6 protein-coding genes are annotated in these 6441 nt (G+C 27.5%); 1 reads left to right on the plus strand and 5 read right to left on the minus strand.

Annotated features, from left to right (window positions below; all coding sequences use genetic code 11):
* Nucleotides 1-320: 320 nt before the first annotated feature.
* The 5 genes from FGK85_RS14155 to FGK85_RS14175 form a co-directional block, all read right to left on the minus strand.
* The gene (locus tag FGK85_RS14155; RefSeq protein WP_138207702.1) at nucleotides 321-977 is read right to left on the minus strand and encodes a DUF4397 domain-containing protein; all 657 of its coding nucleotides are present in this window, start codon (nucleotides 975-977) and stop codon (nucleotides 321-323) included.
* 249 nt (nucleotides 978-1226) lie between these two features.
* The gene (locus FGK85_RS14160) at nucleotides 1227-2465 is read right to left on the minus strand and encodes an MFS transporter (RefSeq protein WP_138207704.1); all 1239 of its coding nucleotides are present in this window, start codon (nucleotides 2463-2465) and stop codon (nucleotides 1227-1229) included.
* A gap of 234 nt (nucleotides 2466-2699) precedes the next feature.
* Nucleotides 2700-3452, minus strand: coding sequence for a SagB/ThcOx family dehydrogenase (locus FGK85_RS14165; RefSeq protein WP_138207706.1), 753 nt, complete (start codon nucleotides 3450-3452; stop codon nucleotides 2700-2702).
* 116 nt (nucleotides 3453-3568) lie between these two features.
* Nucleotides 3569-4114: a 2'-5' RNA ligase family protein gene (locus tag FGK85_RS14170; protein WP_138207708.1), complete on the minus strand. Its 546-nt coding sequence runs from the start codon at nucleotides 4112-4114 to the stop codon at nucleotides 3569-3571.
* Nucleotides 4115-4341: 227 nt separating this feature from the next.
* The gene (locus FGK85_RS14175; protein ID WP_171011442.1) at nucleotides 4342-4887 is read right to left on the minus strand and encodes a 5-formyltetrahydrofolate cyclo-ligase; all 546 of its coding nucleotides are present in this window, start codon (nucleotides 4885-4887) and stop codon (nucleotides 4342-4344) included.
* A gap of 256 nt (nucleotides 4888-5143) precedes the next feature.
* On the opposite strand from FGK85_RS14175, the gene FGK85_RS14180 reads away from it, so the two are divergent.
* Nucleotides 5144-5938 carry a class I SAM-dependent methyltransferase gene (locus FGK85_RS14180; RefSeq protein WP_171011443.1) on the plus strand — a complete coding sequence of 265 codons (795 nt, stop codon included), beginning with the start codon at nucleotides 5144-5146 and terminating at the stop codon, nucleotides 5936-5938.
* Nucleotides 5939-6441 lie beyond the last annotated feature (503 nt).

Raw genomic sequence — 6441 nt, forward strand, 5'->3', positions numbered from 1 at the left:
GATTAAATTTCATAATTATACAAACATACATTCTTATTGGACTGTATGCTTGTTAAGGTTACCCTTTTTTAAAGAAATCATTTCATTTTTCTTTTATTTTGTTCTTGACATATTACCAAATTGCTTAAAGTGTAGAATATATTATATTTATATCCAAAATTAATTTATTTAAACATTAAAGTATTTATAAGTAAAAAATGTTTTAAGGTTAAGAATAATTGGTTAAAAGATTTTATATTAAATTGGCTATATTTTAAACTATTGAGGAATAAAAAAACTCACAACTCATTATTAATTGAGCAGTGAGAATGTTTAATATATTAGAATTTTAAATAGGTGTTTCCGTCTAGTGGAATTAAAACTTGCAAAGGTGGATTACCAGTAGAAAGGCCTACTGCATATATTGAATAAAAGCGATTTTGTTTTAAGCGTATATTAGGTACATTTAAAATGATGGTATCAGTATTTGCTAAACGAGCTTGTAATGTATATAGGCCAGGGGCTACAGAAATATAATCAGTTACTTCTTTATATGCCACATTTTCAAATAATTTATTGCCATTTGGAAGGGTAATATCTACAGGGGGACTATCTGGTGAAAGATGAATAAATCGTACTAGAGTTTTATTGTTCGGAATTTCTTTTATAGGTTCAGAAATAAGATCTATAGATATATTAGTTAGCTTTCCAATAGCTGCTGCAGTAAATATTTTTTTCTCAGGAATAAAAATACTAGTATCTATAACAGGGTTTTTTTTATTTCCTGCTGGAAATACCATTAAATTATGCAATCCTGTGGGTATAGGTAAATATTCTGTGAAGTTTTTATAAGGTAAGTTTCGAGCAATTAATTTTTTATCTAGGTATACATCTACAGCAGGAGCATCAGGAGAAGCATGAAGAAGTCTTACGTATGAAAAAAAAGGAGTTAATCTATAGAATTGATTATAGTTAAAAAAATATGGATTAAAAAACATATAAAATATCCTTTCATTAAAATACTACAATATAATTATATGATATGAAATAAATTATGTTACAAAGTAAAATAATCCAGTGATTTACAGTAATTTACAGTAATATGACACCTGTCCCTAAAGAATATCCTTAGAAAACCTCAAAAACAAGACCTGTCCCTGATATTTACTGATATTTAGGAGGGACAGGTCTTGTTTTTGAGGTAAATATCAGGGACAGGTCTTATGAAAATTTTATAAAATTAATGTTTATTTTAATGTTTTTATACTTCTAAAATTATAAGAAGTTAATAGTAAAATTAATGTAAGTAAAAGGGTAATAATCCCATTTACCATAAAGGTTATGGAAACTCCGAAGTTGTTACTTATGTAACCAGTTATAAGACTTCCAATAGGAGTTGAACCTGCAAAAACTAAAGAATATATGCTCATTACTCTTCCACGATACTCATCATTAGAATTCAATTGAATCCTAGAGTTAGCAGTAGTAGAGAATATTATATTAAATACACCAGCTAAAAATAAGAAAAATCCTGTAAGGGTAAAGTTTTTAGAAAATCCAATTAAAATTAATGCTAATGATACTGAAAAAGCACTAAAATACAAACGAGCTTTTTTAGAGCCTGATTTATTAGAAGCAGCGACGAATATTGCTGATATTAACGAACCAGCACCCATATAAGCCATTAAATAACCATAACCCTTTGAACTTTCATTTAGAACCATTTTTGCTTGCAATGGTATTAGAATATTATAATTCATAATAAAAGTTCCAACTATGCCTATAAGTATAATTGTTCTATATATTTTTGGATTTTTAGAAATATATACAAGACCTTCTTTAACTTCTTTAAATAAATTTTTATTAGACCTTCTTTTAATAGTACTATTTTTTACGTTCATTCTATATATACCAAATATTAAAGGTATAAAACTAATTGCATTTAAGAAAAAGCACCAAGTAAAACCAAGCATGTGAATCATAAGTCCGGAAATTGCAGGACCTATAAGTCGTGCTGCATTGAAAACAGATGAATTTAACGCTATGGCATTTAAAAGGTTATCCTTTCCAACTAGTTCTATCATGAAAGACTGCCTGGTTGGCATATCTAAAGTATTAGCACAACCAAGCAATGTAGCAAGTATTAATATATGCCAATATTCAACCTTCTTTGTAAATACTAGTAAAGATAGAATTAATGCTAATATCATCATAGCACTTTGTGTAAAAATAAGAATCTTCCTTTTGGGAAGCTTGTCAATTATTGCCCCAGCAAATAATGAAAATAAAAGAACAGGAGTAAACTGCAGGGCATTTACTAAGCTAAGTTTAAAAGGTGAATTAGTAAGAGTAAGAACTAGCCATGATTGGCCTGTATTTTGCATCCATGTGCCTATTAACGAAACTATTGAACCAATCCAAAAGTATCTAAAATTTTTATGGGTTAAAGCAGGAAAATAATATTTTAATTTATTTTTAATATTCATATTTAATCACGCTCACTATGTATTATTATAATTAGGATAAGTAATGTATAAAATATAATTGAAATTAACGGCAATAAATAACTGCAAACATTTTAATAGTTTAGTAAAAGTGCTAAATAATAGGGACAGGTGTTGATAATCATTAAAAACAACAGGGACAGGTGTTGATAATTATTGATAATTACTGGTAATTAATAACACAGGTATGCCCAAAATGAGCATACCAGAAAACACCTAAAGTTGTTTACCTACGGGAGCTATATATATCGTAAATTCATCCTCGCCATTCACATTTATTAATTTATCTATTTTTTGTTGGTCATATGCAGCTATAGCACAGGTTCCACAATTTATAGCTTCCGCCGATAAATAAAGATTTTCAAAAACGTGTCCTGCATCCATTGCTATAAGTTTATATGAGGCTATATCATATCTCCATTCCATTCTGTAAGGTATAGCTGTAAGTATAAAAGTGACAGCACTTTTAGAAACAAATTTTTGATTTAAGCAGCATTCAGATAATTTAACATTTAGGTTTTCAATAGAACCTAGAAATACTAATTTGTGTTCAAGGGGTAAGTACCTGTAAATACCCTTATCCAAAGAATCCACGTTTATTACTGCTAAATAAGTTTCAAAAGGGTGTCTAGCACCAGCAGAAGGGACAGTTCTTAATGTAGCATATCCGTTGTTTACTATTTTTTTTACTCCTTGCATACTCCAAATCAAAAAAGATAATTCTTCTAAAGTTAAAGGAGAATCTGAAAAAAATCTCCTAGATTTCCTATGTTTTAATACATCTATCATAGACATTGTGCCACAATTAAAGAGGTCAGGAGAAACCAAATCAATTATTTTAGCATTAGGAAAACAATTTTTTTGAACTGGAGGTTGAGGTAATTCCTTTTCTTGATCAGTTTCTAAAGAGTACAATTCTTTAAATACATTTGATTTTAAATATTCTCTCATTGTATTTTTATCATACATATCATACCACTACCTTTCAAAAAAAAGTAATTATATAAATATTATATCATTATAATTAGTTTTGTATTAAAAATATAATTATGCAAATTTCTCATTTAAGTATATGTTATAAAGGATTAAGAATTAAATTTAAACTCTCTAAAGGTTTTCCAGTGATTATTTTCCCAAGATAATATAGAAATATTGTCAAAATGCAGTTGAAAATTAGGAGAATAATTATTTACAAAATCCCAAATGCCTTGGAATTTATACTGTTGAAATTTAGTTGCTACAGTACAGTGAAAAACCTTTTCTTTAAACTCATTGCTTTTCCACTCTAACCAAGTAAGTTTTTTTAATTCATCAATAAATTTTTTGTAGGTATATACTGCTTCCGTAGATGGATTTATGTTCATATAGATGACTCTGTTTCCAAAATGGTTAAAGCCGTTAAGGTTTATTCCAGATTTAGAATTTGTTAAGCAAAATTTATTTATTAAGTTTTCTAGGTCACTTATATTAGTCAAATTATCTGTTTCAAAAGGTGCTTTTATTGTAAAATGTGCGGGTAATTTTTGAGGATTAACTCCAAAATTTGATTTTATAGTGCTTGTGAGGTTTTCATGAAATTTGAGAGCATCACCATTAATTAAGCATACAATTACAAATCTATGTTTTTTCATATATGAGGTTGTTGCATTAAGTAATTACATAAAATATATTGCAGTATTTATAGAGAATTTATCAAAAAATCTGTTAGTTATCTCACAGTATATAAGTAAAATATTTATAGGGTATATAAGCAAAATATTTATGCTGTATTCAAAAATAATTTTCATTCTTAATGTAACAACTTTTTTCACCCTCCTTCTTTATATTTATATAAAATTTTACTACTTCATTTCCATAGTTAATTTGTTATTAATCCGTCTGTTTTAATATCATGCTCACTCATAGGAACGTTCTGTATTACTTGAAAATTATAACAAATGCCTATTTTAGGGCAATTGCTAGATAGGGTTTTTAAAAAACGATCATAATATCCTCCACCGTAACCCATTCTTCCACCATTCAAATCAAAAGCTAATCCTGGAATTAATGCCAGATCAATGTCTTTGGAAGGAATTTCTTTACAATAATTTTTAGGTTCTAGTATACCATAATTACTAGGTTCTAGGTCATCAAAAGAATTAATTTCTAGTGCTATCATATGACCATTTTTTGAAACAACTTTGGGTACAACTACTTTTTTATTGTTTTGTAAAGCATGCTTTATTAATTTATGAGTGTTTATTTCGTCATTATAGCTAACAAACACGAAAATAACCTTAGATAATTTATAATAATTGCTGTTAATTATTTTAAAAAATATATCATTATCAAATTTCTGTCTAGTGGTTTCAGTTATTGAATTTCTTTTTTCTTTCATTAATTTGCGTAAATTTTTTTTATCCATGATAATCTCCCCCAAATGATAAATATTAATAACAGAATATATAATATATTTTAGCATAAATTCCACAAATATATCATTATAGCTAAAATAAAGATATATGAAGCTTATAAAAAGTTAATTAAACGTAGGGAATAGTTTAATTATAGTAATATGTTATAATTTTATAATAAATATAAGCAACATATTAGCGATTTTAAATTGGTAACTTGGTAATGTTGAAATAAATATTAAAAATAGTTTAAAGGAGTTGTATAAAGTGAGAAGTAAATTATCAGAAGATCCCTTTAAAGCTACTTCAAAATATTATTCTCAATATAGAATAGGATATCCCAAAGAATTCATAAATATTTTTTTAAAGGAAGCTAATATTGAAAGTTATGAAAAATTATTAGATATAGGATGTGGAACTGGTAAATTAACTTTTGCATTAAGTAGTAAATTTAAGGAGGTAATTGCCTTAGATATAAGCAGTGAAATGTTAAAAGAGGCAGGCATTCAAAGAAAATCTTTAAACTTACAAAATATACAGTTGATTAACTGCCCAGCAGAAAATATAAGCCCTAAAATTGGAAAGTTTAATTTGATAACTTGTGGGGAAGCATTTCACTGGATGAACAGGGAAAAAGTAGCCAAAAGGAGTTATAAGTTATTAAATAAAAAAGGAGTTTTTGCTATTCTAGGAAGCAATACTGGAAGTGTTTGGTCCTTAAGTGAACCTTGGCATAAGCCGGTTTTGGATGTTATACAGTTTTGGCTTGGAGACAAGCGAAAGAATGCTTATTGGATGCGTAAAATGCACATAAAACACGAGGATATATTGAGAAAATATAGATTTAAAAATATACGAAGAGGTATATATCAGTTCAATTACACTTGGACAATAGAATCAATTATAGGGAATCTGTATTCAACTTCATTTTGCAATGTTGAATTATTGGGAGATAATTTAAAATACTTTGAGAGGGACTTGGTGAAGGTCCTTAAAAACTTTAATATCAAGGGAGAATATGAAGAACTAATTCAAGTATACTATATAATTGCAAACAAATAAATTTTAGGGACAGGTATTAGTTTTTAGGGGACAGGTGTTATAAAAACACAGGGACAGGTCTTAATTTTTATTGAATTTACAGGGACAGGTCTTGAATTTACAGGGACAGGTCTTGATTTTTATTGATTTTTATTGATTTTTACAGGGACAGGTGTTGAACTTAGAATTTATTATAAATGTTTTAAAGTTTGGTACAGAAGTTTAGCGCTTAAAAATTTTTTGGGCGTGAGCCCGCTGATTTATAATGAATGATTGAGGGTTAGGTTAAAAACCATAAATTCTGATTTTTGCTGGAAATTTTAGAGAAAAAATTTGCATAATAAAAGCATCCTTTTTATAATAGTTTTTACTAGAAACCAACTTAAAAAGGATGCTGATAAAATGAGTAAAAGTTATTTAAAACAATTACTTACTTATATTAATAAGATATACGATATAGGTGAAAAAATCAATAACTTAAAAGATAAAAGAATAAAATCTGATGTAAAAATTTCAACAATTAC

It is taken from the genome of Haloimpatiens lingqiaonensis, from assembly GCF_901447495.1.
Taxonomy (GTDB): domain Bacteria; phylum Bacillota; class Clostridia; order Clostridiales; family Clostridiaceae; genus Haloimpatiens; species Haloimpatiens lingqiaonensis.

Coding starts and splice junctions, on each gene's coding strand:
- FGK85_RS14165 (WP_138207706.1), bottom strand. CDS start 3,452: ATGTATGATAAAAATACAATGAGAGAATATTTAAAATCAAATGTATTT.
- FGK85_RS14170 (WP_138207708.1), bottom strand. CDS start 4,114: ATGAAAAAACATAGATTTGTAATTGTATGCTTAATTAATGGTGATGCT.
- FGK85_RS14175 (WP_171011442.1), bottom strand. CDS start 4,887: ATGGATAAAAAAAATTTACGCAAATTAATGAAAGAAAAAAGAAATTCA.
- FGK85_RS14160 (WP_138207704.1), bottom strand. CDS start 2,465: ATGAATATTAAAAATAAATTAAAATATTATTTTCCTGCTTTAACCCAT.
- FGK85_RS14155 (WP_138207702.1), bottom strand. CDS start 977: ATGTTTTTTAATCCATATTTTTTTAACTATAATCAATTCTATAGATTA.